Genomic DNA, 25,325 nt, shown 5'->3' with positions numbered 1-25,325 from the left:
GTCCTGTGTAGGGTGACGCCGTGACGCAGGACAACGCCGCCCCGGACGACCGCCAGAGCAACAACGCCAAGGGCCGCGCGACTCCCAGTCGCAAGGAGGCCGAGGCCGCCCGCAAGAAGGCCATGAAGACGCCCCTGACGCGCAAGGAGCAGATGCGTCGAGAGCGCGACGCCCGCGCGCAGCTGCGCCAGCGGCAGCAGGAGGCGCTCCGCGCCGGCAAGGGCTCCGACCTGCCGCCCCGTGACCGCGGACCGGTCCGCGCCTTCGCCCGGGACTTCGTCGACCGCCGTCGCAACGTCGCCGAGTACCTGCTCCCGATCCTGCTGCTCGTGCTGGTGCTGAGCTTCATCAACCAGCCCTGGGCCCAGCTCGTCGTCTTCTACGCCTGGGCGGTCATGCTGCTGCTCACGATCCTCGACGAGGTGGTCATGGTCCGCGGCCTCAAGCGCGGTCTGCGTGAGCGGTTCCCGGACACCCCCACGAAGGGTGCCGTCGGCTACTCGGTGCTGCGCAGCACCCAGCTGCGTCGCTTCCGGCTGCCGGCCGTCTCCATCGATCGCGGCGCCCCGTTGCGGGACCGCTACTAGACCACCAGGTCGCAGCGCCGCCGCGACGCGGTCAGGACGGCACGACGCTGAAGCTCCACGTGACGCCGAACCGGTCGGTGAGCATGCCGAACCCTGCGCTCCAGGCCGAGGCCGCGAGCGCCTCGACGACGACGCCCTGCACCGCGAGGTCGTCCCAGTAGCCCTGGAGCTCCTCGAGGGTGTCCGACGCGACCGAGACGAACACCGCCTGCTCGGTGAGCGTCGTGTGGTTCTCCCGGCGGGTGGTGCCTCCGCCGACGAGCATGCCCTCGGTCCGGCCGGGGACGTCGTAGCCCATCACGCGGAACCCGTTGTCGGCGGACACCAGGCCGAAGAGGACCGCACCCGCCCCGGGCGCGTCGGCCGGCATGCCGGCGTCGGCGTAGGTGGTGATGGCGAGGTGGCCGCCGAACACGGACTGGTAGAGCTCGAGCGCCGCGCGGGCGTCGCCGCGGAAGTTCAGGTGGGTGACGGTCTGGATGGTCATGTCTTCTCCTTCGGTGGTGGCCGGCCGCGTCGGCCGGTGGACCCACCGTGACACCCGTTCAGGCCAGCTTCTGTCCTGAACTCCACGTAATCTCGACCCTGTGACCACCACCGCCAGGCTCCTGCGTCTGCTGTCGCTGCTCCAGGCACGGCGGGACTGGCCGGGTCCCCTCCTCGCCTCGCGACTGGAGGTCAGCGACCGCACGGTGCGCCGCGACGTCGAGAGACTCCGTGAGATGGGCTACACCATCCAGGCCGCCACGGGTCCGGACGGCGGCTACCGGCTCGCTGCCGGTTCCGAGCTGCCCCCGTTGCTCTTCGACGACGACCAGACCGTCGCGGTGGCCGTCGCGCTGCAGACCGCACCGGCCTCCGGCGTCGGCATCGAGGAGGCCGCGGTCCGCGCCCTCGTCACGATCCGTCAGGTGATGCCCGCGCGGCTGCGGCACCGCCTGGACGCGCTGCAGGTGACCACGATCCGACCCGGGGGCACGGCACGCCCGAGCGTGGCGGTCGACGTCCTCGTCACCCTCGCCAACGCGATACGGGATCGCGAGGTCCTCCGCTTCGACTACGTCGCGAGAGGAGCACCGGACGCGGGTGACGACGTCCCTGCAGCGCGACGTGTCGAGCCGCACCACCTGGTCAGCTCCTCCGGACGGTGGTACCTCGTCGGGTGGGACCTCGACCGCGAGGACTGGCGGATCTTCAGCGCCGACCGCGTCGGCCCGCGCACGCCGACCGGGCCGCGGTTCCGGCCACGGTCCGTGCCGGGCGGCGACGTGCAGGCGTTCGTGTCGGCACGGTTCAAGGGGTCGGACCTGGACGAGTGGCCCTGCCGCGGCACGGTCGTGCTGCACCGGCCGGTGCACGAGGTACGCCCCTTCGTGGACGACGGGGTGCTCGTCGCACTCGACGACCACCGCTGCAGCATCGAGACCGGCTCCTGGTCCTGGGGCGCGCTGGCCGCCTGGTTCGGGAGGTTCGAGTCCGCGATGGACGTCGTCGGTCCGCCGGAGCTGGTCTCGGCCTTCGCCCTCCTCGCGGAGCGCTACGACCGGGCCGGCGGCGCGTCCGCGCACCCGTGAAGCGGCCGGGTCACGCGTCGCGCACCTCGAGCGGCGGGCGGCGGACGGCTATGCGCTGTGCAGCGACATCGGTCCGTAGACCTCGGTGTCGCCGTCGAGCAGACGGACCTGGTCGACGCCCTGGTCGATCAGCTCGGAGAACGTCTCCCCCACCCACGACTCCGCGTCACCGCGGCTGTCGAACTCCTCCGACCGGCCCTTGTCCTGCCCGTCGGCGGTCTCCAGCACCCAGCTCCAGCTCATCGCCGTCCTCCTCGTTCGGTCCAGCAGTCGGTCCGGTCATCGTCGCGCAGGCCACGGCCCGTGTCGCGTCGGAAGTCGTCAGGTCGAGGTCGTCACGAACGGCGGCTTGGTCACCGTGAAGCGCTCCGCACGCCGGCGGACCTCCACGACCACGTCGACACCGTCGCCGACGGACCGGTCCAGGAGGGCCAGGCCGACACCCTGGCGCAGCGTCGGCGAGAAGGTGCCCGACGTGACCTCGCCGACCACGTCGCCGGGCTCGCCGTCGGGGCCGACGGACCGCACGACCATGCCGGGACGCGGGATGCCGCGTCCTGCGGCGACGAGGCCGCGCACCAGGGGAACGGTCTTCTCCTCGCGCTGGCGGGTCAGGGCGTCCTTGCCGGCGAACGTGGGCTTGTCCCAGCCGACCGCCCAGCCCGCGCGCGCCATGACCGGCGAGATCTCGAGGGACAGCTCGTGGCCGTGCAGCGGATACCCCATCTCGGTTCGGAGCGTGTCGCGGGCACCGAGGCCGCAGGGCCGCAGACCGTGCGGCGCGCCGGCCGCCAGGAGCGCCTCCCACACCGCGGGGGCGTCGTCGGCCCGGACCACGAGCTCGTAGCCCTTCTCGCCGGTGTAGCCGGTGCGGCACACGATGGCCTCGGCCCCACCCACGGGCGCCTCGACGAACGACATGTACGCGTGGTCGACGGGCACGCCGACCGCCTCGAGGACGGCCTCGCTCGACGGACCCTGCACCGCCAGCACGGCGAGCTCGCGGTGCCGGTCGACGACCTCGACCCCCTCCGGGGCCGACGCCTGCAGCTGCGCGACCACGGCGGCGGTGTTCGCGGCGTTCGGCACGAGGAAGACGTCGAACTCGCTGCGGACGTAGGCGATGAGGTCGTCGACCGTGCCACCGGTCTCGTCGCAGCAGAGCGTGTACTGCGCCTGTCCGGGGCCGATGCGCCGCAGGTCGTTGGTGAGGACGGCGTTCACGTGGTCGAGGGCGCCCGCCCCCCGCACGCTCGCCTTGCCCAGGTGGCTCACGTCGAACAGGCCCGCAGCCTCCCGCACGGCCGCGTGCTCGGCGAGCACCCCGCCGCCGGACTCCGAGGGATACTCCAGCGGCATCGTCCACCCGCCGAACTCGGCCATCTTGGCCCCCAGGGCCACGTGGTGGTCGTGCAGCGGCGAGCGGAGCAGGTCCATGCGACTCAACCTAGCGGCCTGCGTGATTACATGGGATCCATGGCCCCTTCGACGCCGTCGCGCGTGAACGAGTCCCTTCTGCCTGACGTCTCGGTCAGCACAGCCAAGCCGTCGTCGGTCAAGGCCGACGTCCTCGTGCTGGGCGTGCGCAACGACGACGACGCCGGCGACCACGCCTCGACGCTGGCCCTGCTGGGCTTCACCGGCGAGAAGGGCCAGGTCGTCACCGTCCCTGCCGGCGAGGCCGCCAAGGTCTCGACGGTGGTGGCCGTGGGCCTGAGCGCCGAGCCCGATGCGGAGGAGCTGCGCCGTGCGGCCGCGAGCGGCGTGCGTGCGGCGGCCCGCACCAAGGCCACGTCCGTGGCGCTGGCCCTGCACCCGGCCGAGGGCGACGAGGTCACGGCCGTGGCGGAGGGCGCCCTGCTCGGCTCCTACCGCTACGAGGCCTACAAGACCAAGCCGACGTCCGACGACGATCGCGTGCGGACCCTCACCGTGCTGTCCGCCTTCGCCCGCCAGTCGACGGTCGTCGACGCCGTCGAGCGCGCCGCAGTGGTGGCCCGCGCCACGGCCCTGGCGCGTGACTGGGTGAACACCCCGCCCGGCGACCTGCGCCCGCCGGCCTTCGCCGACCAGATCGTCGAGCGCGCCGGTGGCACCCCCGTCAAGGTCTCGGTGTGGGACGAGAAGCGCCTCGAGAAGGAGCACTGCGGCGGCATCCTCGGCGTGGGCGCCGGGTCCGACGCGCCGCCCCGGCTGGTGCGCCTCAGCTACGAGCCCCGCAAGCCCGTCACCCACCTCGCCCTCGTGGGCAAGGGCATCACCTTCGACTCGGGCGGCCTCTCGATCAAGAGCGGCGCCGGCATGCAGACCATGAAGATCGACATGGCGGGCGCGGCTGCGGTCGTGGCCGCGACCCTGGCCATCGCCGAGCTCGGGCTGCCGATCAAGGTCACGGCGTTCGCCTGCCTCGCCGAGAACATGCCCAGCGGCTCGGCCACCCGCCCCGGCGACGTGCTCACGATGCGCTCCGGCTCCACCGTCGAGGTGCACAACACCGACGCCGAGGGTCGCCTCGTGCTCGCCGACGGTCTCTCCCTGGCGGTGGAGGCCGGCGCCGACCGCATCATCGACGTCGCGACGCTGACCGGTGCGTGCGTCGTGGCGCTCGGTGAGCGCACCAGCGGCGTGCTCGGCAACGACGACGCGCTGAGCGAGTCGGTCCTCGACGCCGCGAAGGCCACCGGGGAGTCGATGTGGCCGCTGCCGATCGTCGAGGAGATGAAGTCCGCCGTCACGTCCTCCAAGATCGCCGACATCCGCCAGCACAACCCGAAGCCGTACGGCGGGACCCTGTTCGCGGCCGCCTTCCTGCGCGAGTTCGTCGGCGAGACCCCGTGGGCGCACCTGGACATCGCCGGTCCGTCGTTCAACGACGGCGCCGAGCACGGCTACACGCCGTCGGGCGGGACCGGGGTGTCGGTCCGCACGCTCGTGCGTCTGGCGAGCGACCTGGTCGCCGCCGGTGCCTGAGGACCGACCCGCCACCGACGACGGACCACTGCTGGAGGGCACCCGTCGTGCGCTCGACGCCCGCCTCGCCGAGGAGCAGGTCCGCCGCCGCGTCCCCTCGGTCACGGCGGCCGTCGTGCGCGGAGGTGCGGTGGTGTGGAGCGGTGCGGCCGGCCACCTCGACGGCACGGCGGACTCCCCGCTCGCCACGCCGCAGACCCAGTACCGGATCGGGTCCATCACCAAGACGTTCGTCGGCACCCAGGTGCTGCAGCTGCGCGACGCCGGCCTGCTCGACCTGAACGACCGGATCGGCAACCACCTGCCGGAGCTCGGCGGGGGTGCCGGGCCCCGGGCGGCGAGCGGCACCGACCTACCGGTCACGGTCGCCCAGCTCCTGAGCCACACGTCGGGCCTGCAGGCCGAGACCAACGGACCGTGGTGGGAGCGGACGCCCGGCCAGGCCTGGGACGAGCTGCTGGCGTCGGGACCGCGCCTGCTGTTCACGCCCGGCACCCGCTTCCACTACTCCAACACCGGCTTCGGCGTGCTCGGCGAGCTCGTCTCACGGCTGCGGGGTCGGCCCTGGCACGACACCGTGCACGAGGACCTGCTCGATCCCCTCGGCATGGTGGCCACCAGCCACCGGCCGACCGACGACGCCGCTCCCGGACTCGCGGTCCACCCGTTCGCCGACCTGGCGCACGTCGAGCCCGAGCACGACGCCGCTGCCCTGGCCCCGGCCGGCCAGCTCTGGTCCAGCGCCGAGGACCTGGCCCGGTGGGCCGCCTTCGCCGCCGGCCACACCGCCGGGCTGCTCGATGACGCCACGCTGCGCGAGATGCTCCGGCCCGTCGCGGTGAGCGACGTCACCGGACAGCCGTGGACAGGCGCCCACGCGCTCGGGTGGCAGGTCTGGAACGTCGCGGGCCGCCGGTACGTCGGCCACGGCGGATCCATGCCGGGCTTCCTGGCCTCGCTGCGCGTCGACGTCGAGTCAGGCGACGGCGTCGTGGTGCTGGCCAACACCACCTCGGGGCTGGGCCCGGTCGGGACCGACCTGCTGGACCTCGTGCGCGATCGCGAGCCGGTCGCCTCGGCGCCGTGGCGCCGTGCGACTGCCCAGCGGGAGAGGCTCGACCTCGTGGGTGACTGGTTCTGGGGGACGTCCCGCTACACCGTCCGGCTCGACGGGGACCGGCTCGTCCTCGGCGAGCCCGGGCAGGGCCGCGGTGCGCGCTTCGCCTCCGCCGCCGACGGTGCGTGGGTCGGTCTCGAGGGCTACTACGAGAACGAGCGGCTCACGGTGCGCCGCGACGCCGACGGCCGACCCGTCCAGCTGGACCTCGCCACGTTCGCGTTCACCCGGACCCCGTACGACGCGTCGCCCGACGTCGAGGTCCCGGGCGGGCTCGACGAGGCGGGCTGGTCGTGAGCGACGATCCGCTCTGGGCCGCCTACGTCGCCGCGCACCCGCAGCACCGCGACGAGGTGCCCGCCGTCGGACCGTTCGGCAGCTCGGCCGCGATGGCGGACCGGCTCCTCGACTACGTGCTCCACGGCCCGAAGCGGGCCACCTGCGGACTGCCCGACCCCGACGAGCCCGTCGTGCTGGGCGGCCACTGGGTGGTGGAGGACGGCTCCGGGCGGTCACGCGTCGTGCTGCGCACCACCGACGTGCGCTCGGGACGGCTCGACTCCGTCGACGACGTCTTCGCATGGGACGAGGGCGAGGACGACCGCACCCGTGACTCCTGGCTGCGGGAGCACCGCCGCTACGTGGCGCGCGGACTCGGGCTGGCCGACGACGCCGATGTCGACCACGTCGAGGTCGTCTTCGAGCGGTTCACGGTCGTCTGGCCCCCCGAGCACGCCGACTGAGGCGTGCGGGTCAGTCGCCGGCGAGGCCGAGGGTGCGGGCGGCCTGCTCGACCTCGTCCCACTCGCTGCGGTCGCCACCGCGGCGGTCGGGGTGGGAGCGGGCACGCGCCTGCTTCCACCAGCGACGGAGCACCTCGTCGTCGGGGCGGACGGTGGCGTCGCCCGTGACGTCGGCCGACACCTGGAGGGTGGCGATCGCGTCGCGCTCGCGCGGCGAGAGCGGACGCGGGCCCGACGGCGCCGGCGCCGTGGAGCCACCGGGCGTGGAGCGACGCGGGCCCGGCGCGGACGAGCGCGCCCGACCGGTGTCGCGGGCCTGCTTGCGCACGGCGTAGTCGCGCATGCGCTGCGGGTACCCCACCCGGTTGGCGTCGTAGACGGGGATCGCCAGCTTGCGGGCGAGGTCGGCGGCCGCCTTGGGCGACTCGACCCGACGGCGGATGGACTCACCGTCCGACGCCACGAGGACGACCGTCGGCTCGTTGAACGACGTGCGCGGCTCGACGTACGCCTCGACGCCGTCACGCTCCCCCGCCCAGGCGCGCAGCGTGGCCATGTCGTCACGCGTCGCGCGACGATCGGAGCTGCCGCGTCGGCGGCCGAACAGAGCCATGGCGACATTCTGCCCGACGACTGGTGGACGACCGGGAGAATCGCGCAGCGACCCGCGCGGCAGGTCGCCGGGCGGCGCCCCACGGGTCACGCCGCAACCTACTCGCCGGTCGCTCCCCCCGTGGTGCGGTCGCACGCGAGGGTGACAAGATGACGGAGAACGACTCATCCACGCGGGAGGACACTGTGGCGGACAGCCCGGGCGACCAGAACACCTTCGACATCGTCATCCTGGGCGGCGGCAGCGGCGGCTACGCCTGCGCCCTCCGCGCGGTGCAGCTCGGCCTCAGCGTCGCGCTGGTCGAGAAGGGCAAGGTCGGGGGAACCTGCCTGCACAACGGCTGCATCCCCACCAAGGCGCTCCTGCACTCGGCCGAGGTCGCCGACGAGACCCGCCACAGCGAGAACTACGGCGTCAAGGCCACGTTCGAGGGCATCGACATGGCCGCCGTCAACGCCTACAAGGACGGCGTCATCGACCGTCTCTACAAGGGTCTGCAGGGCCTCATCAAGTCCGGCGGCATCACGGTCGTCGAGGGTGAGGGCGTGCTCGTCGCCAAGGACACCGTCGAGGTCGACGGCCAGCGGTACACCGGCAAGAACGTCGTGCTGGCGACCGGCTCCTACGCCCGCAGCCTGCCCGGTCTCGAGATCGGCGGTCGCGTCGTCACGAGCGAGGAGGCCCTCACGATGAGCGAGGTCCCCGAGCGTGTCGTGATCATCGGCGGCAGCGTCATCGGCGTCGAGTTCGCCTCCGTCTGGAAGTCCTTCGGGGCCGACGTCACGATCATCGAGGCCCTTCCCACGCTCGTGCCCCTCGAGGACCCGACGCTCTCGAAGAACCTCGAGCGCGCGTTCCGCAAGCGCAAGATCGCCTTCAAGACCGGCACCAAGTTCTCCGGTGTCGAGCAGACCGACTCCGGCGTGATCGTGACCCTCGAGGACGGCAAGACCATCGAGACCGACCTCGTCCTCGTGGCGGTCGGCCGAGGCCCGAACGGCAACGGCAACGGCTTCGAGGAGGTCGGCGTCACCGTCGACCGCGGCTGGGTGCCCACCGACGAGCGCCTGCACACCAACGTCGACGGCGTCTACGCCGTGGGTGACCTCGTGCCCGGTCTCCAGCTGGCCCACCGCGGCTTCGCCCACGGCATCTTCGTGGCCGAGGAGATCGCCGGCCTCAACCCCCAGCCCGTGCTCGACCCGGGCATCCCGCGCGTCACCTACTGCGACCCCGAGCTCGCCTCGGTGGGCATCACCGAGCCGCAGGCCAAGGAGAAGTACGGCGACGACAACGTCGAGACCGTCGAGTACAACCTCGGCGGCAACGGCAAGAGCCAGATCCTCGGCACCGCCGGCGTCATCAAGCTGGTGCGCGAGAAGGACGGCCCGATCGTCGGCGTCCACATGATCGGCGCCCGCTACGGCGAGCAGGTCGGTGAGGCCTCGCTGATCGTCAACTGGGAGGCCTACCCCGAGGACGTCGCGCAGCTGATCCACGCGCACCCCACGCAGAACGAGGCTCTCGGCGAGGCTGCACTCGCCCTGGCCGGCAAGCCCCTCCACTCGCACGCCTGACCCGAACGAGGACGACACCATGGCAACGACCGTCACCCTTCCCGAGCTCGGCGAGAGCGTCACCGAGGGCACCGTCACCACGTGGCTCAAGGCCGTCGGCGACACCGTCGAGGTCGACGAGCCCCTGCTGGAGATCTCCACCGACAAGGTCGACACGGAGATCCCCTCCCCCGTCGCCGGCACCATCCTCGAGATCAAGGTCGAGGAGGACGAGACCGTCGAGGTCGGCGCCGACCTCGCCGTGATCGGTGACGCCGACGAGAGCCCGTCGGACGACGGTGGTTCCGACGAGGCGCCCGCCGAGCCGGAGGACACCGAGGACGCCGACGTCGAGGAGGGTTCCTCCGACGACGAGGGCTCGTCCGACGACCAGGCACGGGCCGAGCAGCCCGGCGAGGAGCCGGCCCGCGAGTCCGACGGCACGCCCACCAACCAGGACGGCGAGGAGCCCCACCTGGAGACGAACCAGACCGGCGAGGGCACCGAGGTCAAGCTGCCCGAGCTCGGCGAGAGCGTCACCGAGGGCACCGTCACCACGTGGCTGAAGGCCGTCGGCGACACCGTCGAGGTCGACGAGCCCCTGCTCGAGATCTCCACCGACAAGGTCGACACCGAGATCCCCTCCCCGGTCGCCGGCACGATCCTCGAGATCAAGGTCGACGAGGACGAGACCGTCGAGGTGGGTGCCGTGCTCGCCATCGTCGGCGACGCCTCCGCGGCCGGTTCGTCCGGTGGCGACTCCGGCTCGTCGAAGGACGAGGCTCCGGCCGACTCCGGCGAGACCGACCCCGCAGAGGACCCGCAGAAGGCCGAGGAGCTCGAGGAGGCCGCCGAGGCCGAGAAGAGCCAGCCGGAGAAGGCCGACGAGGTCGCGAAGTCCGACTCGGGCTCCAGCGCACCCGCCCCGACCGCAGAGCCGGAGAAGCAGGCCCACCCCGAGAACGAGGCCCGCCCCGAGCCGACGAAGGACGCCCCGCAGCAGAGCTCCGGTGCCTCGACCCAGAGCGGCGGCGACACCTACGTGACGCCGATCGTGCGCAAGCTGGCCAAGGAGCACGGCGTCGACCTCGCCGCCGTCACCGGCAGTGGCGTGGGCGGTCGCATCCGCAAGCAGGACGTGCTCGACGCGGCCAAGAAGGCCGAGGAGCAGAGCAAGCCCGCGGAGCAGGCGCCTGCGGCCGCTTCGGCACCCGCGGCGGCCGCCGCCTCGACCGAGCCGTCGCCCCTGCGCGGCAAGACCGAGAAGGTCAGCCGTCTGCGCAAGGTCATCGCCTCGCGGCTCACCGAGTCGCTGCAGATCTCGGCCCAGCTCACGCAGGTGCACGAGGTCGACGTCACCGAGATCGCGCGACTGCGCGCCAAGCACAAGAACGCGTTCCTCGAGCGCGAGGGCGTCAAGCTGACGTTCCTGCCGTTCTTCGCGAAGGCCGTCGTCGAGGCGCTCAAGGCCCACCCGACGCTCAACGCCGCCCTCGACCTCGAGGAGGGCACCGTGACCTACCCGTCCGGTGAGCACCTGGGCATCGCGGTCGACACCGAGCGCGGTCTGCTCGTGCCGACGATCAAGGACGCCGGCGACCTCTCGATCGCAGGCCTCGCCCGCAAGATCGCCGACGTCGCGGAGCGCACGCGCACCAACAAGATCTCGCCCGACGAGCTCTCCGGTGGCACGTTCTCGATCACGAACCTGGGCAGCAACGGCGCCCTGTTCGACACGCCGATCATCAACCAGCCGCAGGTCGCGATCCTGGGTGTCGGTGCCGTGGTCAAGCGTCCGGTCGTCATCACCGACGCGCAGGGCAGCGACAGCATCGCGGTGCGCAGCATGGCCTACCTCGCACTCACCTACGACCACCGCCTCATCGACGGTGCCGACGCCGGCCGGTTCCTGACCGCGGTCAAGGAGCGGCTGCAGAGCGGCTCGTTCGAGGGCGAGCTGTGATCGGCTGACATGCACGTCGTCATCGGCGGTGCCTCGGGCTTCCTGGGCTCGGCCCTCGTCTCGCACCTGCGGGACGAGGGTCACCAGGTGACCCGCCTCGTCCGGTCGGGAAGCCCCGGCCCGGACGCCTCCCTGTGGGACCCGAGCCAGGGTCGGGTCGACCAGGTGCTGATCGACCGGGCCGACGCGGTCGTCAACCTGTCCGGGGCGTCCATCGCCCGGTGGCCGCGCACCAGCTCCTACAAGAAGGAGCTGTGGTCGTCGCGCGTCGACGCCACCACCACGCTGGCCAAGGCCGTGGCCGCCTCCGACTCCCCCACCGTGCTGCTGTCGGGCTCGGCCATGGGGATCTACGGCGCCGACCGTGGTCAGGAGCCGCTCACCGAGGGCGCTGCCCACGGCGACGGCTTCCTCGCCGACCTGTGCGTCGCGTGGGAGGCCGCCGCCGAGCCTGCCGTCCAGGCCGGGCAGCGGGTCTGCCTGCTGCGCACCGGCCTGCCCCTCGACGACGAGGGCGGCCTGCTCGGCCCCATGCTGCTGCCGTTCAAGGCGGGGCTGGGTCCGCGGCTGGGCAAGGGCACGCAGCGCATGTCGGTCATGTCGCGGCGCGACTGGGTCCGGGCCGTGGCGTTCCTGCTCGAGCGCGACGACCTCTCCGGCCCCGTCAACCTCTCCCTGCCCGACGCCCCCACCAACGCGGAGTTCACCGACGCCCTCGGCGACGCCCTGGGCCGGCCGACGTTCCTCGTCGCCCCGGCGCCCGCACTGAAGATGGCGCTCGGAGCGCTGTCCGACGACCTGCTGGGCTCGCTGCGCATGGTGCCCGCCGCCCTGCAGGCGGCCGGGTTCGTCTTCGAGGACCCCGACCTGCGCAGTGCACTCGCGTCGGCACTCGCCGACGACCGTGCTTCCTAAGCCCACCGGGACGCACCCCGACACCGCTGGGTCGCTGGTCCGGTACCTCGCCTTCTTCCGGGCCGACGTCCGGCGCAAGCTCGACGGTCTCGAGCCGGACGCGCTCCGCACGACCGTGCTGCCGTCGGGCTGGACGCCGCTCGAGCTCCTGTCGCACCTCGTGCACATGGAGCGACGGTGGTTCGTGTGGGGCTTCCTCGGCGAGCCGCTGCCAGACCCCTGGGGCGACCAGGGACCGGACGGACGCTGGTCGACCACGGACTCGCCGGAGTCGCTGCTCGCACGGCTCGAGGCGGGCGCGGTGCGCACCGAGTCCGTGCTGCGCGAGCACCCGCTCGACGCACGAGCAGCTCTCGGTGGTCGCTTCGACGCGGACCCGCCCACGTTGCACGCCATCGGCTTCCACGTGCTGCAGGAGTACGCCCGGCACGCGGGTCATCTCGACGTGGTGCGCGAGCTCGTCGACGGCGCGGTGGGCGAGGACGCGTCAGCGTGAGGCCACGACCCGCCAGCCGCTCGCGGTCTCCTCGAGGGTGACCCGACGTCGGGTGGGCTCGTCCGTCGGCAGCGGCACGGCCCCGCCCGCGTTCACGGCCCTCGTGGGCCCGAGGCGGTCGACCACGTCGAGGACGACGCGGTCGTCGTCGCGCTCGACCACCCGGCACGACGACCGCAGCTGCGCCATGCCCTCGAGCCGCAGCGAGCGCTCGGCGTAGTCCTCCAGCACCTCGACGTCGCGCTCGCGCAGGCCGTCGGACGCGTAGACCGCAGCGAGCCGGTCGACGTCGGCGTGCACGAACGCCTGCGCACGCTCGGCGTCGAGACGACCGAGCAGCAGGCACTCCTCGGCGGTGTCGCCCGGCCCGAGCAGGGTGCCCCACCAGGTGACGAGGGCAGCGAACCACGCAGTCATCCCCGCAGCGTGTCCGGCGCGGTCACGAGGGTCGAACGCGTGTCCACAGGCGGGCTACCGTAGGAGGCGTGACCATGGAGATCATCGACGACTGGTACGGCGAGCGCGCTCTGGACTACGAGGCGGCATGGGAGCTGCAGCGCGAGCTGCACGCCCAGCGCGTGGCCGGCGAGATCGACGACACCGCCCTCTTCCTCGAGCACCCGCCCGTCTACACGGCCGGCAAGCGCACCGAGCCGCACGAGCGTCCGTTCGACGGCACCCCCGTCGTCGACGTCGACCGCGGCGGCAAGATCACCTTCCACGGCCCGGGCCAGCTGGTCGGGTACCCGATCACGAAGCTCCCGTCGCACGTGCTCGTCGTCGACTACGTCCGGCGCGTGGAGGAGGCCCTCATCCGCGCGGTCGCCGACCTCGGCGTCGCGGCCGGTCGGGTCCAGGGCCGCTCGGGCGTGTGGCTCGCGGCCGACGCCCGTGGCCCGGAGCGCAAGGTCGCGGCGATCGGCATCCGCGTGACCCGCGGCGTCACGATGCACGGCTTCTCGCTCAACGCCGACGTCGACCTCGACTGGTACGACCGGTTCGTCCCCTGCGGCATCGCCGACGCCGGGGTCACCACGCTGTCGAAGGAGCTCGGGCGCGACGTGACCGTCCCCGAGGCCGCGGCGGCCGTCCGCCCGCACCTGGTGGACCTGCTCGCGTGGGAGCCCTACACGCCGTCGCCGGACCTGCAGACGGCCGAGCACGGGCACCCCCCGGAGGTGCCCGTGCTCGGCCTGCCCGGCTAGCCGCTGACGACTCAGGCGTCGGAGCTGGCCAGCGCCTCGCGGTAGGAGATCTTGTCCCCGGTGCGCAGCAGGGTCCGCTCGTAGACGGCGGCCCCGACCCGGACCATGACCGCGGCGACCACGATCGTGCCGCCGAGCGCGAGCGCGATCTGCCAGGCCGGGACCGCTCCTTCGGCCATCCGCGCCGGCATGAGCATCGTGGAGATGATCGGGACCATCGACAGGACCTCCTTGACCGCGTCCCCGGCGAAGAAGTACACGAAGTACGGCACCATCAGCAGCATCTGCGCGGGCATGGTGGTCGACTGCAGGTCCTGCTGGCGCGACGCCAGGGAGCCGGCGACGGCCCAGAGGCTCGCCAGCGCGGCGAAGCCGATCACGAAGAAGCCGATGTAGCTGATCATCGCCGGGGCCACGACCTCGAGCCCGGACAGCTGGCCCGTGACCGCGAGCCCGATCGCCGCGGCGGCGACGAACAGGACGATCTGCCCGATCGCCAGCACGGTGCTGCCGGCGATCTTGCCCCACAGCAGCTGCCGGATCGGGACGGCGGCGGCGAGGATCTCCACGACGCGGCTCTCCTTCTCCTGCGTCACGCTGCCTGCGATGGCCATGCCGAAGCCGATCGCCGTCAGGAAGAACAGCAGGATGAAGCCGAAGGCGGCCGCCTGCCGCAGGCCCGCGTCCTTCGACGCGGGGTCGAGCAGACGCTCCTGCGTGGTCGTCCCGGACTGCAGGGCGCTCAGGTCGACCTCCTGCGCGGCGGCGTTGCTCTCCAGCGCCTGCGAGGACACGGCGATCTCGAGGGCCTGGGAGACGGTGGAGTCGACGTCGCGGTCGCCCACGACCTCGTAGCCGTCGTTGGTGGCCAGGAGCGCCGCGTCGGCGTCCCCGTCCTCGACCAGACGCTCGGCCGCCCTGGCGTCGTCGACCCGGTCGGCCTTGATCGTCACGCGGTCGTCGAGGTTGGTCGCGACCGCCGACGCGGCGTCGACCACCTCGGCGGCGGCCGGGTCCACGACGGCGACGGTGCGGTCCTGGTCGCGTCCCTGGAAGAAGTCGGCACCGATGATGCCGCCCAGGATGATGACGAAGGACAGGACCGTGGTGATCAGGAACGACTTCTCCCACACGCGGGTGGTGATCTCTCGCTGGGCGACGACGCGCCAGAGGTTGCGCGTGCCGCGCGGGCTGGAGGTGCTCATCGGACGGACTCCTTGAAGATCTCGGAGAGGGGCTGGTGGTCGCGGGCGATCTCGATCACGGCGCTGCGCTCCCCCACGTGGCGGACGAGCTCGGGCGCGGTGAGGCCGTCGAGGTCGAGCAGGGCGGTCGGGCCGTCGACGTCGCGGACGACGACGCCACGCAGGTCGCGGAGCCAGGCGGCGTCCTCGCCGTCGAGGACCACGCGATAGCGGTCGGCGCCGCGCCCACGGAGCTCCTCGACGGGGCCGGCGGCGACGAGGCGACCGCCGGACAGGATGACGAGGTCGTCACAGAGGCGCTCGACGAGGTCGAGCTGGTGGCTGGAGAACAGCAGGGGCAGGTCGCCCGCCTCACGCTGGAGCAGGTCGACCATGGAGTCGACGGCCAGCGGGTCGAGACCGCTGAACGGCTCGTCGAGCACGAGGGCTGCGGGCCGGTGGACGAGGGAGGCAGCGATCTGGATGCGCTGCTGGTTGCCGAGCGACAGCTCGTCGAGCAGGTCGTCGGCGCGGCTCTCGAGGCCGAAGTGGCCGAGCAGCTCGTCGGTGCGGCTACGCCCCTCGTCGGGGGTCATGCCGTGCAGCCGGGCGAAGTACACGAGCTGGTCGCGCAGCTTCATGCGTGGGTAGAGGCCACGCTCCTCGGGCATGTAGCCGAAGGAGCGGCGCACCTCCGCCGTCACGGGCTCGCCGTTCCAGAGCACCTCCCCCGCGCTGGGTGCGAGCACGCCCATGATCATGCGCATGGTCGTGGTCTTGCCCGCGCCGTTGGCCCCCACGAATCCCGTGGTGCGCCCCGGTCGGACCTGGAAGGACACGTCGTCGACGACGGTGGTGTCCCCATAGCGTCTGGTGAGCTTCTCGACGGTGATCATGCGTCCACGCTAGGGATCCGAAGGGCGGTGGCGCATCGGCCGCGCGGCCACATGTCCCTCCCCCACGCGGCTACGTGGAGGCGTCGTCAGGCGGTCGCCTCACCGGACGGCTCTTCCCGGGAAGCAGGCCCGACTCAGTCGTCCATCAACCCCGACTCGAACGCGACGATGACCGCCTGCACGCGGTCGCGGGCGCCGAGCTTGGTGAGGATGCGCGAGACGTGCGACTTCACGGTGGCGCCGCTGACGAACATCTCGGCCGCGATCTCGGCGTTGCTAAGCCCGCGTCCAAGAGCCTTCAGGACGTCGCGCTCGCGCTCGGTGAGGTCGTCGAGCACGCTCGCGTCGCCCCGCGACCGGCCGGTGGAGCGGGCGATGACGCGCTGGGTCACCTCGGGGGCGAGGAGCGCGTGACCCTGGGCGGCGAGCCCGATGGCGCTCACCAGGTCCTCGGGCGGGCAGTTCTTCAGCAGGAACCCACTGGCACCGGCCTGCAGGGCGGCGAACAGGTACTCGTCGTCGTCGAAGGTGGTGAGGATGAGCACGCGCGTGTCGGGGTGGTCCTGCGCGATGCGGGCGGTGGCGGTGATGCCGTCGGTGCCGGGCATCTGCACGTCCATGAGCACGACGTCGGGCTTCAGCGCCGCGACCTGGCGCAGCGCCTCGTCGCCGTCGCGCGCCTCGCCGACGACCTCGATGTCGGTCTCGACCTCGAGGATCATCGAGAACCCGGCGCGGATGAGCTCCTGGTCGTCCACCAGCAGCACCCGGGTGGTCTGGTCGCTCATGCGTCCTCCTGGTCGACGGGGATGCGGACCCGGACGCGGTACCCGCCCGTGGGTCGTGGGCCGATGTCGGCGATGCCGCCGTGCATGGCGGCGCGCTCGCGGATGCCGTCGAGACCGAAGCCGCCCGAGGCCTCGTCGGGGGCGGTGCGGGTGGGACCGTCGTCGAGCACCTCGACCTCGACGGCCGGACGCTCGCCCGAGTCTGTGAGGTACCGCAGCGTGATCCTTGCCGACGGCGCCCCCGAGTGGCGCCGCACGTTGCTGAGCGCCTCCTGGGCCACGCGGTAGAGCGACAGCCCCACGGTGTCGGGGACGGGGAACGGCGCGCCCACGACGTCGACCACGACGGCGGGGCGTTCGGTCGTGACGGCGAGCGCCTCGATGTCGGCGATCCCCGGCTGCGGGCCGCGGTCGGCGGGACCGGCCTCCTCGGCGGACCGCAGCAGCCCGACGATCTGGTGCATCTGGGACACCGCCTGCCGCGACGACGTCTCGATGGAGGTGAGCGCCTCGCGGGCCCGCTCCGGGCGGGCCTCGAGGAGCCGCCCGGCTCCGGCCGCCTGGACCCCGATGCCACTGACGTGGTGCGCCACGACGTCGTGCAGGTCGCGGGCGATGCGGACGCGTTCGGCCTGGACCGCCTGCTGCTGCTCGAGACCCTGCACGGCGCGCTCGCGCTCGCGCTGGTCCTCGACGAGGGCGCTGCGGCGTGCGCTGAGGTAGGCCGACTGCCCCCACGCGATGGCACCGAAGAAGTATGCGACGTTGATGGCCAGGCTGTAGACGACGAGCGCCACCTTCGGGGGGAGCAACCCGGTCTGCTCGCCGAGAGGCCCCATGGTCCCGTTGTTCAGCGACCACACCAACCAGCCGAACATGCCGACCAGGACCAGCCCGGTCACCGCCCACAAGGCTCTCGGCCGCCGCGACCACGCCCACGCGGCGTAGAGGGCGGCGAAGAGCGTCATCTGGACGGTGAACACGACCCCGAGCTCCAGCAGCCGCTCGCCGATGACGATGAAGACGGCCGACACGACGAGCAGCACCGTGATGGGGAAGCGTCGGCGACCGCACAGGGCGAGGCCGCAGATCCCGAACCACACGTAGGCCTCGATGCCCTTCCAGCCCGTGGAGGCACCGGACGCGCTGGCGAAGACCTCGACCGACGCGACGCTGACGATGGCGGCGACGAGACCGACCAGGACGTCGGTGCGCACCTGGGCACGGGTCGGTCGCGGACGCGTCCACGAGCGGTCGAGTCTCCCCACGCCGCGACCCTACCCAGTGCTACGCGTGCGTAGCCCCGCGGACGAGATGGGGCTGGGTCGGCGGCGTACTGTGGAGGGCGTGACGATCGCACCCGAAGGCCGCAAGATGCTCAGGCTCGAGGTCCGCAACGCGCAGACCCCCATCGAGAAGAAGCCCGAGTGGATCAAGACCCGCGCCAAGATGGGGCCGGAGTACAACGAGCTGATGAAGCTCGTGAAGGGCGAGGGGCTCCACACGGTCTGCCAAGAGGCCGGCTGCCCCAACATCTTCGAGTGCTGGGAGGACCGCGAGGCCACCTTCCTCATCGGCGGCGAGCAGTGCACGCGGCGGTGCGACTTCTGCCAGATCGACACCGGCAAGCCGTCCGCCCTGGACCTCGACGAGCCGCGTCGCGTGGCCGAGAGCGTGCAGAAGATGCAGCTCCGCTACTCGACCATCACCGGTGTGGCGCGCGACGACCTTCCCGACGGCGGCGCGTGGCTGTACGCCGAGACGGTGCGCAAGATCCACGAGCTGAACCCGGGCACCGGTGTCGAGAACCTCATCCCCGACTTCAACGGCAAGCCCGACCTGCTCGAGCAGGTCTTCGACTCCCGTCCCGAGGTGCTCGCGCACAACGTCGAGACCGTGCCGCGCATCTTCAAGCGGATCCGTCCGGCGTTCACGTACGAGCGGTCGCTCGGCGTCATCACGCAGGCGCGCGACTACGGGCTGGTCACCAAGAGCAACCTGATCCTCGGCATGGGCGAGACCCGCGAGGAGGTCTCGCAGGCGCTGCGCGACCTGCACGATGCCGGCTGCGACCTGATCACCATCACGCAGTACCTGCGGCCCAGCCCGCGCCACCACCCCGTGGAGCGCTGGGTCAAGCCCGAGGAGTTCGTGGAGCTCAAGGACGAGGCCGACGAGATCGGCTTCGCCGGCGTCATGTCCGGCCCGCTCGTGCGCTCGTCGTACCGCGCCGGCCGCCTGTACCAGCAGGCCGTCGAGAAGCGTCAGACCACGGGCGAGGTCGTGCTCCGCCACACGGACGGCGTCGCGTAGCCGCATCGTAGGATGGGGTCATGTCCAACCCCGCCGCGCCACCGAAGGGACGCCTGGCCCAGCTGCGCCAGGCGTACACGATCACCAAGCAGAACGACCGCAACATCGGGTTGATCCTGCTGCTGACGTTCCTGATCGGCGCCGGTGTGACCGCGATCCTCGGTGTGCTCGTGCTGGGCACGGGCCTGTTCGGGACGATCATCACGGTCGTCTTCTCGATCCTCATCGGCATCCTCGCGCTGCTGGCGGTCTTCGGCCGCCGCGCCGAGAAGGCCGCCTACGCCCAGGTGGAGGGCCAGCCCGGTGCCGCCGCCGGTGCGCTGCAGATGATGAAGCGCGGCTGGAACGTCAAGCCTGCTGCCGGGTTCACCAAGAACCAGGACGTCATGCACCGCGTGATCGGTCGCCCGGGCATCGTCCTCGTGGGCGAGGGCAACGGCTCGCGCGTGCGCAGCCTGCTCGCGGCCGAGCGCAAGAAGCACGTGCGCATCGTCGGCGACGACGTCCCGGTGATCGAGGTCGTCGTGGGCCGTGGCGACGGCGAGGTGCCGCTGCCCAAGCTGGTCAAGCACCTGCGCAAGATGCCGAAGTCGGTCAAGCCGGCCGAGCAGACGGCGATCATCAACAAGCTCAAGGCGCTCGACGCCATGCGTCCGACCGCACCCATGCCGCGTGGGCCCGTGCCCACGAGCATGAAGGGTGCGCGCCGGGCGATGCGCGGTTGATGCACCGCTCGACGCGCTTGCGGGGCCTGGCCACCGCTCTCGCGGCTGCGGCCGTGCTGGCCGGGTGCGGGGGCAGTGCGACCCCCGGTGAGATGTCGGCGCAGACGTACCGCTCCCTCGAGGCGCGTGGCGACCAGCTGACGCCCGAGACGGCGAAGGACCGGGGCGCGACCGACGACGACGAGCTGGCGCAGACCTTCCTCGACGAGGGCGGCGCACCCGTCCCGTCCGGTGCGCAGTGCCTCTACGCCAAGACGTCGTACCGCGAGTCCTACCGCGGCGTGGCGCGCTTCTGCTTCGAGGGCGACCGCGCGGTCTCCGTGGAGCGCAACCGCGCCGACCTCGACCAGTAGGTCAGGCGCGCACGCTCAGGTGCGCGACGCGGACGGCGGGGTGCGACGTGCGACCCGCGAGCCCGACACGATCTCGTGCAGCCCGCGCTGGTCCTCGTTCTGGATGAGCGCCGGGACCACGAGGCACAGCAGCGCGGTGCGCAGCGCGGCCCTCGGCACCCCGATGGGGCGGCCGTCGGGGCCGACGACGCCGATGCTCATGATCCGCTTGCCGATCGAGAAGCCGAGCGTGCCGGTGAGCAGCGTGACCTCGAGGAAGAACACGCCGAGCGTGTAGAACGAGCTGACCGCCCCCTCCCCCGCCAGCGGCGTGCGGGTGACGGCCACGACGCTCAGCGTCGCGACGGCCCAGTCGATGAGGAGCGAGACCAGGCGGCGGCCGAACGAGACGTCGTACACGTCGCTGAGCCTATCGGCCCGGCCCGAGCCACTGAGGCCGTCACCGCTGGTTCACGTGTCACAGGGACTTGTAACATGCCGGAAACAATGGAGTGACGACCGGGAAACTGCCGCTGCCTAGCGTCGGTGACGCGGACGCCGAGGCGCCGCTCCCGCCACATCGACGATCTGGCCACCCACGCGTGGCCGAGGAGGCCCCATGTTCGGCAATGCCGACGAGTTCTTCAAGTACGTCAAGGACGAAGGCGTCGAGTACCTCGACGTCCGCTTCACCGACCTGCCCGGCATCCAGCAGCAGGTGACGCTGCCGGCGTGGACGTTCGACGCCGACGCCGCCGAGAACGGTGTGGCCTTCGACGGCTCGTCGATCCGCGGCTTCCAGAGCATCGACCAGTCCGACATGGTGCTGTTCCCCGACTTCGGCACGGCCTACCTCGACCCGTTCAAGGCACGCAAGACGCTCGCGATGGAGTTCTTCGTCCACGACCCGATCACGGGCGAGGCGTACTCGCGCGACCCCCGCAACATCGCCCGCAAGGCCGAGGCGTACCTGGCCACCACGGGCATCGGCGACACCGCCTTCTTCGCCCCCGAGGCCGAGTTCTACATCTTCGACCGCGTCAACTTCGGCACGAGCGCCAACAAGTCGTTCTACGAGATCACGTCGCTGGAGTCGGCCTGGTCGACCGGTGGGGACCTGACGGACAACCGTGGCTACAAGGTCCGCTACAAGGGCGGCTACTTCCCCGTCGCGCCGACCGACCAGACGGCCGACCTGCGCAACGACATGATGTCCAACCTCGCCGACGCGGGCCTCGTCCTCGAGCGTGGCCACCACGAGGTCGGGACCGCCGGCCAGGGCGAGATCAACTACAAGTTCGACACGCTGCTCAAGGCAGCCGACGACGTCATGAAGTTCAAGTACATCGTCCGCAACACGGCCTGGGCCGCGGACAAGACGGTGACCTTCATGCCGAAGCCGATCTTCGGCGACAACGGCTCGGGCATGCACGTGCACCAGTCGATCTGGAAGGACGGCTCGCCGCTGTTCTACGACGAGGCCGGCTACGGCGGACTGTCCGACCTGGCGCGCCACTACATCGGCGGCATCCTGAAGCACGCCCCGTCGCTGCTGGCGTTCACCAACCCCTCGGTGAACAGCTACCACCGTCTGGTCCCGGGCTTCGAGGCCCCGATCGCGCTGGTCTACTCGGCCCGCAACCGTTCGGCCTGCGTCCGCATCCCGATCACCGGCTCGAACCCGAAGGCCAAGCGCATCGAGTTCCGCTGCCCCGACCCGTCGAGCAACCCGTACCTGGCGTTCTCGGCCCTGATGATGGCCGGCATCGACGGCATCAAGAACAAGATCGAGCCGCCGGCCCCGATCGACAAGAACATCTACGAGCTGCCGCCGGAGGAGTACAACGAGATCGACATGGTCCCGACGTCGCTCAACGCGGTGCTCGACAACCTGGAGCAGGACCACGAGTTCCTGACCCAGGGCGACGTGTTCACGCCCGACCTCATCGAGACGTGGATCGACTACAAGCGCACCGAGGAGATCCTCCCGGTCCAGCTGCGTCCGCACCCGCACGAGTTCGAGCTGTACTACGACATCTGATCGACGGGGTGGCTGAGCACGACTGAGCCACCTCTCGACGGTCGACAACGACCCCTGTCCTGCGGCGCGGAGACGCGTTGCGCGGGCAGGGGTCGTTGCGTGTGCGGACCGCTGGCACCCCGCCGCAAGACGGCCCCGGCTCGACAGCTCATCGCGACAGAACAATGAGTCCGCCATCGCGTCACGTCCCGGCAAGCCGCCCGTCTCATCCCCGTCAGAAGGCCGATCGGGGGGTACGAAGATGTGGGACGAGAACTGGGCGACGCGAGCCGCCTGTACGGCGACGGACGATCTGTTCGTCAAGGGCGCGGAGCAGAACATTGCCAAGCGCATCTGCAACGGGTGTGACGTGAAGGCGGCGTGCCTGGCCGAGGCGCTCGACAACCGCATCGAGTGGGGCGTCTGGGGAGGGGCCACGGAGCGCGAGCGGCGGCAGATGCTGCGCCGGCGACCCGACGTGACGGCGTGGCGCGACCTCCTGAGGCTCGCTGCCTAGCTCGTCCGCACGGTCGCGTCGTCGATCCGTTCGAGTCGGGCCGAGACCGGCGAGCGGTCAGGCGGAGATCTCCCCCGCTCGCCCCAGGCGGGCGCGGTCGGCGGCCTTCATGCCGCGGACGACGGAGCCGACGTCACGGACCTGCGAGCCGCCGCGCCAGGTGCCGCGGACGCCGTGCTGGCGGAGCATGTAGCCGTAGTAGTCCTCGACCTCGACATCCTTCGCGATGAGCGCCGGGACCTTGGCGAGCGAGACCTCACCCGTGGCGTCGTCGACGCGTTCCGTGGCGGCGCCGGCCTCGAGCTGTGCACGGGACTGCGCCTCGTGCAGGCGCTCGCCGATGCGCTCCGTCCACCCCGCGTAGAACGCCGCCCGTGCGGTGCTGCCGTGCACCGGCTTGTGGGCGCCGGAGCGGAGGTAGGCGTCGCCGTCGGTGACCATCTGGATGACGAGCGAGGCGTAGAGCGTCTTGGCCACCTCGATGTCGGTGGCGAAGCCGAACAGAGTGACGCCGGTGTTGTCGCCGCGGATCGTGCAACGCAGGTCGTTGGCGCGGGACACCGCGATCATCAGGCTCACGTACCGGACGTTCGAGCGCTGTCCACTGTGCCCGAGGCGCACCGTCTCGAAGGTCGGCTGCGCCGCCGCCTCACCCTCGCGGGCCCCGGCGCGCGCGAGCGTCAGCTCGATCGAGTGCGTGGTGGCCAGCTCCTGGGCCTTCGCCAGGAAGGCGTCGCGCTCGGCCTCGGTGGAAGCGCCCTCGGCGTGGCGCAGCAGCTTGCCGACCTTCGCGACCATGCCGTCGTCGACGCCCTCGGGGCGGTCCACGCCGACCTCGGTGTACGCGGCGCGCAGCATCGCCGCGACCTCGCTCCACCCGAGGTCCTCGAGCAGCTGCACGAACGTGGCTCGGAACCCGGCGCCGTGCTCGTCGATGATCGCGCCGTCGAGGCCGGTGTTGAGGTGGTGCGCCAGCTCGTGCGCCACGACCAAAGCACGCAGAGCCCACGCTCCCCCGCGTTCGCGCTGCGGCAGCCAGATGGTGCCGTCGCGGTACGACGCGCGTCCCTTGCCCGAGTGCGCGATGACGCGCACCTCCTTGCCCTCCCGCCCGCGGTACGCCGAGCCGAACTGCTTGGTCTGCGCGCGGAGCCGCTCGCCGGCGGCGTCGACGAACCGCTGCACCTCCGACGGGCGCGTGAATCGCGGTTCGGGCTCGGGCGTGAACGTGACCCACCGGGCCCCGCCACCGCGGTTCAGCCGGACCTGCACGGTGCCGTCGTCGGACGAGACGGCGTCGAGCCACTCAGCCACGAGGTCTTCGGCGGCGTAGGTGCCGGCCTGCTCGGGATCGCTCATGTCGTGAACGGTGCCAGGTGGCTCCGACACGGTGGTCGACGACCCAGGTCTCGACAGCACGCACGATGTTCCTGGACATTCTTCCCACGTGGTGGTGGACTCGGTGCCGTGGACGACACCGTCCGCGCGAGGGGGGACGAACGATGACGTGGTGGAACCAGATGAGCAGCCGCGCCCGGTTGGGCGCCGTGGTCGGTGCGGTCCTCGTGCTGGCGCTCGGCACCGGGACGGCCTTCGCGCTCACCTCAGGCGGGTCGGACGAGAAGGACACGACGGCGACCCCGACCACGTCGACCACACCCACGGCTTCGGCGAGCCCGACCGACGACGTCAAGGCCTCCGACGACCCTTCCGGCGCGGACCAGACCAGCACCGGCGGCGCATCGACCGGCACGATCGTGGTCACCGTCGCCACGTCCACCGGGGAGCGTCCGATCGAGAGCGGCGTGGCTGCCACGAACGTCGACACCGGCCAGCGCTACGACAGCGGCATGGGCAATGACCGTCCGTCGTGGACCCTGAAGGGCGTCGCCCCAGGCCGCTACGTCGTCAGCGCCGGGTCGGACGACGACGACTGGGAGTCGGCCTGGTACGGCCAGACCAACCCGGTCGAGGGCGACCGGTCGCAGGCGAAGGTGGTCACCGTCGAACCCGGCGAGACGGTGCGCGTGACCGTCACCCTCATCTTCTGGCCGTGCGCCGAGCCGCCCGGCACCTACCCCGAGTGCGGGACCAACCTCGACCCCGAGCCGACGCCCACGACCTCCGCCTCAACCCCTGCGGCCGAGCCCGAGCCGTCATCCGCTCCCTGACGCGAAGTCTCGGACCCGTGCCCGCCGACCGTGGGCCGACGTACGCTGCTGCATGGGCACCCTGACGTTCACCGCCACCATGTCCGTCGACGGATACGTGGCCGACGCCGACGGCGACTTCCAGTGGGCCGGACCGGGCGACGCCGTGTTCGCCGCGCACATCGAACGGTTGTCCCAGGTCTCCACCGAGGTGCACGGACGCAAGACCCACCTGCTCATGGCGTACTGGGACGCCGAGCCGGAGCCCGGCGCCTGGGGCCCTGCCGAGCACGAGTGGGCTCGCCTGTGGGCGCGGACCGAGAAGATCGTCGCGTCGTCCACGTTGTCGCAGGACGACCTCTCGAAGGGTGCCCGCCTCGTGCCGCACCTCGAGCTCGACGAGCTGGAGCAGATCGTGCGCGACGCACCCGGCGACGTCGAGATCTTCGGCCCCACCACCGCAGCACCGGCCATCCGCGCCGGCCTCGTGGACGAGTTCCGCCTCTACGTCGTGCCGAAGGTCGTGGGGAGCGGCCTCCGGGCCTTCCCCGACGATGCGAACCTCGACCTCGAGCTCGTCGACGAGGGACGGCTCGACGCAGTCACGTACCTGCGCCTGCGCCGCCGCTGAGCCCGACCCACGTCGACGCTCGGCACCGCG

Annotated in this window: 28 protein-coding genes; 17 read left to right on the top strand and 11 right to left on the bottom strand. The window is 71.7% G+C overall.

The genetic code is table 11. The annotated features are described in order from the left end of the window. Nucleotides 1-20 precede the first annotated feature (20 nt). Entirely contained in the window at nucleotides 21-587 is a 567-nt protein-coding gene (locus tag ASF35_RS08970; RefSeq protein ID WP_055965665.1) for a DUF3043 domain-containing protein, read from the top strand. A gap of 31 nt (nucleotides 588-618) precedes the next feature. On the opposite strand, the gene ASF35_RS08965 is transcribed toward ASF35_RS08970, so the two are convergent. Then, nucleotides 619-1,074: a VOC family protein gene (locus ASF35_RS08965; RefSeq protein ID WP_055965663.1), complete on the bottom strand. Its 456-nt coding sequence runs from the start codon at nucleotides 1,072-1,074 to the stop codon at nucleotides 619-621. A gap of 100 nt (nucleotides 1,075-1,174) precedes the next feature. Between ASF35_RS08965 and ASF35_RS08960 the strand changes: the two genes are divergently transcribed. After that, nucleotides 1,175-2,161, top strand: coding sequence for a YafY family protein (locus ASF35_RS08960; RefSeq protein ID WP_055965661.1), 987 nt, complete (start codon nucleotides 1,175-1,177; stop codon nucleotides 2,159-2,161). Nucleotides 2,162-2,209: 48 nt separating this feature from the next. Here ASF35_RS08960 and ASF35_RS08955 read toward each other — a convergent pair whose 3' ends face one another. Beyond that, nucleotides 2,210-2,404 (bottom strand): hypothetical protein, encoded by a 195-nt coding sequence (locus tag ASF35_RS08955; protein WP_055965659.1) that lies wholly within the window; start codon nucleotides 2,402-2,404, stop codon nucleotides 2,210-2,212. A gap of 78 nt (nucleotides 2,405-2,482) precedes the next feature. After that, nucleotides 2,483-3,598 carry a glycine cleavage system aminomethyltransferase GcvT gene (gcvT, locus tag ASF35_RS08950; protein ID WP_055965657.1) on the bottom strand — a complete coding sequence of 372 codons (1,116 nt, stop codon included), beginning with the start codon at nucleotides 3,596-3,598 and terminating at the stop codon, nucleotides 2,483-2,485. Nucleotides 3,599-3,661: 63 nt separating this feature from the next. Here gcvT and ASF35_RS08945 point away from each other — a divergent pair, with 63 nt between their 5' ends. The 3 genes from ASF35_RS08945 to ASF35_RS08935 are packed head-to-tail and all read left to right on the top strand — an operon-like array spanning nucleotide 3,662 to nucleotide 6,991. After that, nucleotides 3,662-5,131 carry a leucyl aminopeptidase gene (locus tag ASF35_RS08945; RefSeq protein WP_235499124.1) on the top strand — a complete coding sequence of 490 codons (1,470 nt, stop codon included), beginning with the start codon at nucleotides 3,662-3,664 and terminating at the stop codon, nucleotides 5,129-5,131. Further along, nucleotides 5,124-6,545, top strand: a complete 1,422-nt coding sequence (locus ASF35_RS08940; protein ID WP_235499123.1) for a serine hydrolase — start codon at nucleotides 5,124-5,126, stop codon at nucleotides 6,543-6,545. Before ASF35_RS08945 ends, ASF35_RS08940 begins: the two co-directional genes overlap by 8 nt. Then, nucleotides 6,542-6,991 carry an ASCH domain-containing protein gene (locus ASF35_RS08935; protein WP_200914512.1) on the top strand — a complete coding sequence of 150 codons (450 nt, stop codon included), beginning with the start codon at nucleotides 6,542-6,544 and terminating at the stop codon, nucleotides 6,989-6,991. The genes ASF35_RS08940 and ASF35_RS08935 overlap by 4 nt, the downstream gene beginning before the upstream one ends. Before the next feature lie 10 nt (nucleotides 6,992-7,001). On the opposite strand, the gene ASF35_RS18335 is transcribed toward ASF35_RS08935, so the two are convergent. Next, on the bottom strand, nucleotides 7,002-7,604 hold the full coding sequence (locus ASF35_RS18335; protein ID WP_200914511.1) for a hypothetical protein: 603 nt from the start codon (nucleotides 7,602-7,604) through the stop codon (nucleotides 7,002-7,004). Between the two features lie 149 nt (nucleotides 7,605-7,753). On the opposite strand from ASF35_RS18335, the gene lpdA reads away from it, so the two are divergent. Genes lpdA through ASF35_RS08910 form a run of 4 tightly spaced genes read left to right on the top strand, consistent with a single transcriptional unit; the run spans nucleotide 7,754 to nucleotide 12,534 of the window. Then, the gene (lpdA, locus tag ASF35_RS08925) at nucleotides 7,754-9,181 is read left to right on the top strand and encodes a dihydrolipoyl dehydrogenase (protein WP_156366909.1); all 1,428 of its coding nucleotides are present in this window, start codon (nucleotides 7,754-7,756) and stop codon (nucleotides 9,179-9,181) included. 19 nt (nucleotides 9,182-9,200) lie between these two features. Then, on the top strand, nucleotides 9,201-11,123 hold the full coding sequence (gene sucB, locus ASF35_RS08920) for a 2-oxoglutarate dehydrogenase, E2 component, dihydrolipoamide succinyltransferase (protein ID WP_055965654.1): 1,923 nt from the start codon (nucleotides 9,201-9,203) through the stop codon (nucleotides 11,121-11,123). 9 nt (nucleotides 11,124-11,132) lie between these two features. After that, nucleotides 11,133-12,038, top strand: coding sequence for a TIGR01777 family oxidoreductase (locus ASF35_RS08915; protein ID WP_082495413.1), 906 nt, complete (start codon nucleotides 11,133-11,135; stop codon nucleotides 12,036-12,038). Beyond that, the gene (locus ASF35_RS08910; RefSeq protein WP_055966453.1) at nucleotides 12,028-12,534 is read left to right on the top strand and encodes a DinB family protein; all 507 of its coding nucleotides are present in this window, start codon (nucleotides 12,028-12,030) and stop codon (nucleotides 12,532-12,534) included. Before ASF35_RS08915 ends, ASF35_RS08910 begins: the two co-directional genes overlap by 11 nt. On the opposite strand, the gene ASF35_RS08905 is transcribed toward ASF35_RS08910, so the two are convergent. Next, the gene (locus ASF35_RS08905) at nucleotides 12,526-12,951 is read right to left on the bottom strand and encodes a hypothetical protein (protein ID WP_055965652.1); all 426 of its coding nucleotides are present in this window, start codon (nucleotides 12,949-12,951) and stop codon (nucleotides 12,526-12,528) included. The genes ASF35_RS08910 and ASF35_RS08905 overlap by 9 nt on opposite strands. 74 nt (nucleotides 12,952-13,025) lie before the next feature. Between ASF35_RS08905 and lipB the strand changes: the two genes are divergently transcribed. Beyond that, complete coding sequence (gene lipB, locus ASF35_RS08900; RefSeq protein WP_055965650.1) at nucleotides 13,026-13,739, top strand: lipoyl(octanoyl) transferase LipB; 714 nt, start codon at nucleotides 13,026-13,028, stop codon at nucleotides 13,737-13,739. Nucleotides 13,740-13,750: 11 nt separating this feature from the next. Here lipB and ASF35_RS08895 read toward each other — a convergent pair whose 3' ends face one another. The 4 genes from ASF35_RS08895 to ASF35_RS08880 all read right to left on the bottom strand — a co-directional run bounded on the left by ASF35_RS08895 (nucleotide 13,751) and on the right by ASF35_RS08880 (nucleotide 17,875). Then, nucleotides 13,751-14,944 carry an ABC transporter permease gene (locus ASF35_RS08895; protein WP_055965648.1) on the bottom strand — a complete coding sequence of 398 codons (1,194 nt, stop codon included), beginning with the start codon at nucleotides 14,942-14,944 and terminating at the stop codon, nucleotides 13,751-13,753. Continuing rightward, nucleotides 14,941-15,819: an ABC transporter ATP-binding protein gene (locus ASF35_RS08890; protein WP_055965646.1), complete on the bottom strand. Its 879-nt coding sequence runs from the start codon at nucleotides 15,817-15,819 to the stop codon at nucleotides 14,941-14,943. Before ASF35_RS08890 ends, ASF35_RS08895 begins: the two co-directional genes overlap by 4 nt. Nucleotides 15,820-15,953: 134 nt before the next feature. Next, the gene (locus ASF35_RS08885; RefSeq protein ID WP_055965644.1) at nucleotides 15,954-16,607 is read right to left on the bottom strand and encodes a response regulator transcription factor; all 654 of its coding nucleotides are present in this window, start codon (nucleotides 16,605-16,607) and stop codon (nucleotides 15,954-15,956) included. Continuing rightward, on the bottom strand, nucleotides 16,604-17,875 hold the full coding sequence (locus ASF35_RS08880; protein WP_156367990.1) for a sensor histidine kinase: 1,272 nt from the start codon (nucleotides 17,873-17,875) through the stop codon (nucleotides 16,604-16,606). Before ASF35_RS08880 ends, ASF35_RS08885 begins: the two co-directional genes overlap by 4 nt. A 106-nt stretch (nucleotides 17,876-17,981) precedes the next feature. Between ASF35_RS08880 and lipA the strand changes: the two genes are divergently transcribed. Genes lipA through ASF35_RS08865 form a run of 3 tightly spaced genes read left to right on the top strand, consistent with a single transcriptional unit; the run spans nucleotide 17,982 to nucleotide 19,998 of the window. After that, complete coding sequence (gene lipA / locus ASF35_RS08875; RefSeq protein WP_200931749.1) at nucleotides 17,982-18,920, top strand: lipoyl synthase; 939 nt, start codon at nucleotides 17,982-17,984, stop codon at nucleotides 18,918-18,920. 20 nt (nucleotides 18,921-18,940) lie between these two features. After that, entirely contained in the window at nucleotides 18,941-19,645 is a 705-nt protein-coding gene (locus ASF35_RS08870; protein WP_055965639.1) for a DUF4191 domain-containing protein, read from the top strand. Then, entirely contained in the window at nucleotides 19,645-19,998 is a 354-nt protein-coding gene (locus ASF35_RS08865) for a hypothetical protein (RefSeq protein ID WP_055965637.1), read from the top strand. The genes ASF35_RS08870 and ASF35_RS08865 overlap by 1 nt, the downstream gene beginning before the upstream one ends. Before the next feature lie 15 nt (nucleotides 19,999-20,013). Here the strand turns inward: ASF35_RS08865 and ASF35_RS08860 are convergent, their stop codons facing one another. Then, a complete protein-coding gene (locus ASF35_RS08860) occupies nucleotides 20,014-20,397 on the bottom strand; it encodes an RDD family protein (protein WP_055965635.1) in 384 nt (127 codons plus the stop codon). Between the two features lie 199 nt (nucleotides 20,398-20,596). Between ASF35_RS08860 and glnA the strand changes: the two genes are divergently transcribed. Continuing rightward, complete coding sequence (glnA, locus tag ASF35_RS08855) at nucleotides 20,597-22,018, top strand: type I glutamate--ammonia ligase (RefSeq protein WP_055965632.1); 1,422 nt, start codon at nucleotides 20,597-20,599, stop codon at nucleotides 22,016-22,018. 241 nt (nucleotides 22,019-22,259) lie between these two features. Continuing rightward, nucleotides 22,260-22,514 carry a WhiB family transcriptional regulator gene (locus tag ASF35_RS08850; RefSeq protein ID WP_055965630.1) on the top strand — a complete coding sequence of 85 codons (255 nt, stop codon included), beginning with the start codon at nucleotides 22,260-22,262 and terminating at the stop codon, nucleotides 22,512-22,514. 57 nt (nucleotides 22,515-22,571) lie between these two features. On the opposite strand, the gene ASF35_RS17710 is transcribed toward ASF35_RS08850, so the two are convergent. Beyond that, a complete protein-coding gene (locus ASF35_RS17710) occupies nucleotides 22,572-23,873 on the bottom strand; it encodes a DUF2786 domain-containing protein (protein WP_082495412.1) in 1,302 nt (433 codons plus the stop codon). Between the two features lie 143 nt (nucleotides 23,874-24,016). Here ASF35_RS17710 and ASF35_RS08840 point away from each other — a divergent pair, with 143 nt between their 5' ends. Continuing rightward, nucleotides 24,017-24,685 (top strand): hypothetical protein, encoded by a 669-nt coding sequence (locus tag ASF35_RS08840; protein WP_055965628.1) that lies wholly within the window; start codon nucleotides 24,017-24,019, stop codon nucleotides 24,683-24,685. A gap of 52 nt (nucleotides 24,686-24,737) precedes the next feature. Then, on the top strand, nucleotides 24,738-25,295 hold the full coding sequence (locus ASF35_RS08835) for a dihydrofolate reductase family protein (protein ID WP_055965627.1): 558 nt from the start codon (nucleotides 24,738-24,740) through the stop codon (nucleotides 25,293-25,295). The last annotated feature ends 30 nt before the right edge of the window (nucleotides 25,296-25,325 follow it).

The organism is Aeromicrobium sp. Leaf291, from assembly GCF_001423365.1.
In the GTDB taxonomy this organism is placed as follows: domain Bacteria; phylum Actinomycetota; class Actinomycetes; order Propionibacteriales; family Nocardioidaceae; genus Aeromicrobium.
The sequence above is the reverse complement of the archived record's forward strand: the minus strand, read 5'-3'. Positions and strand labels throughout refer to the sequence as shown.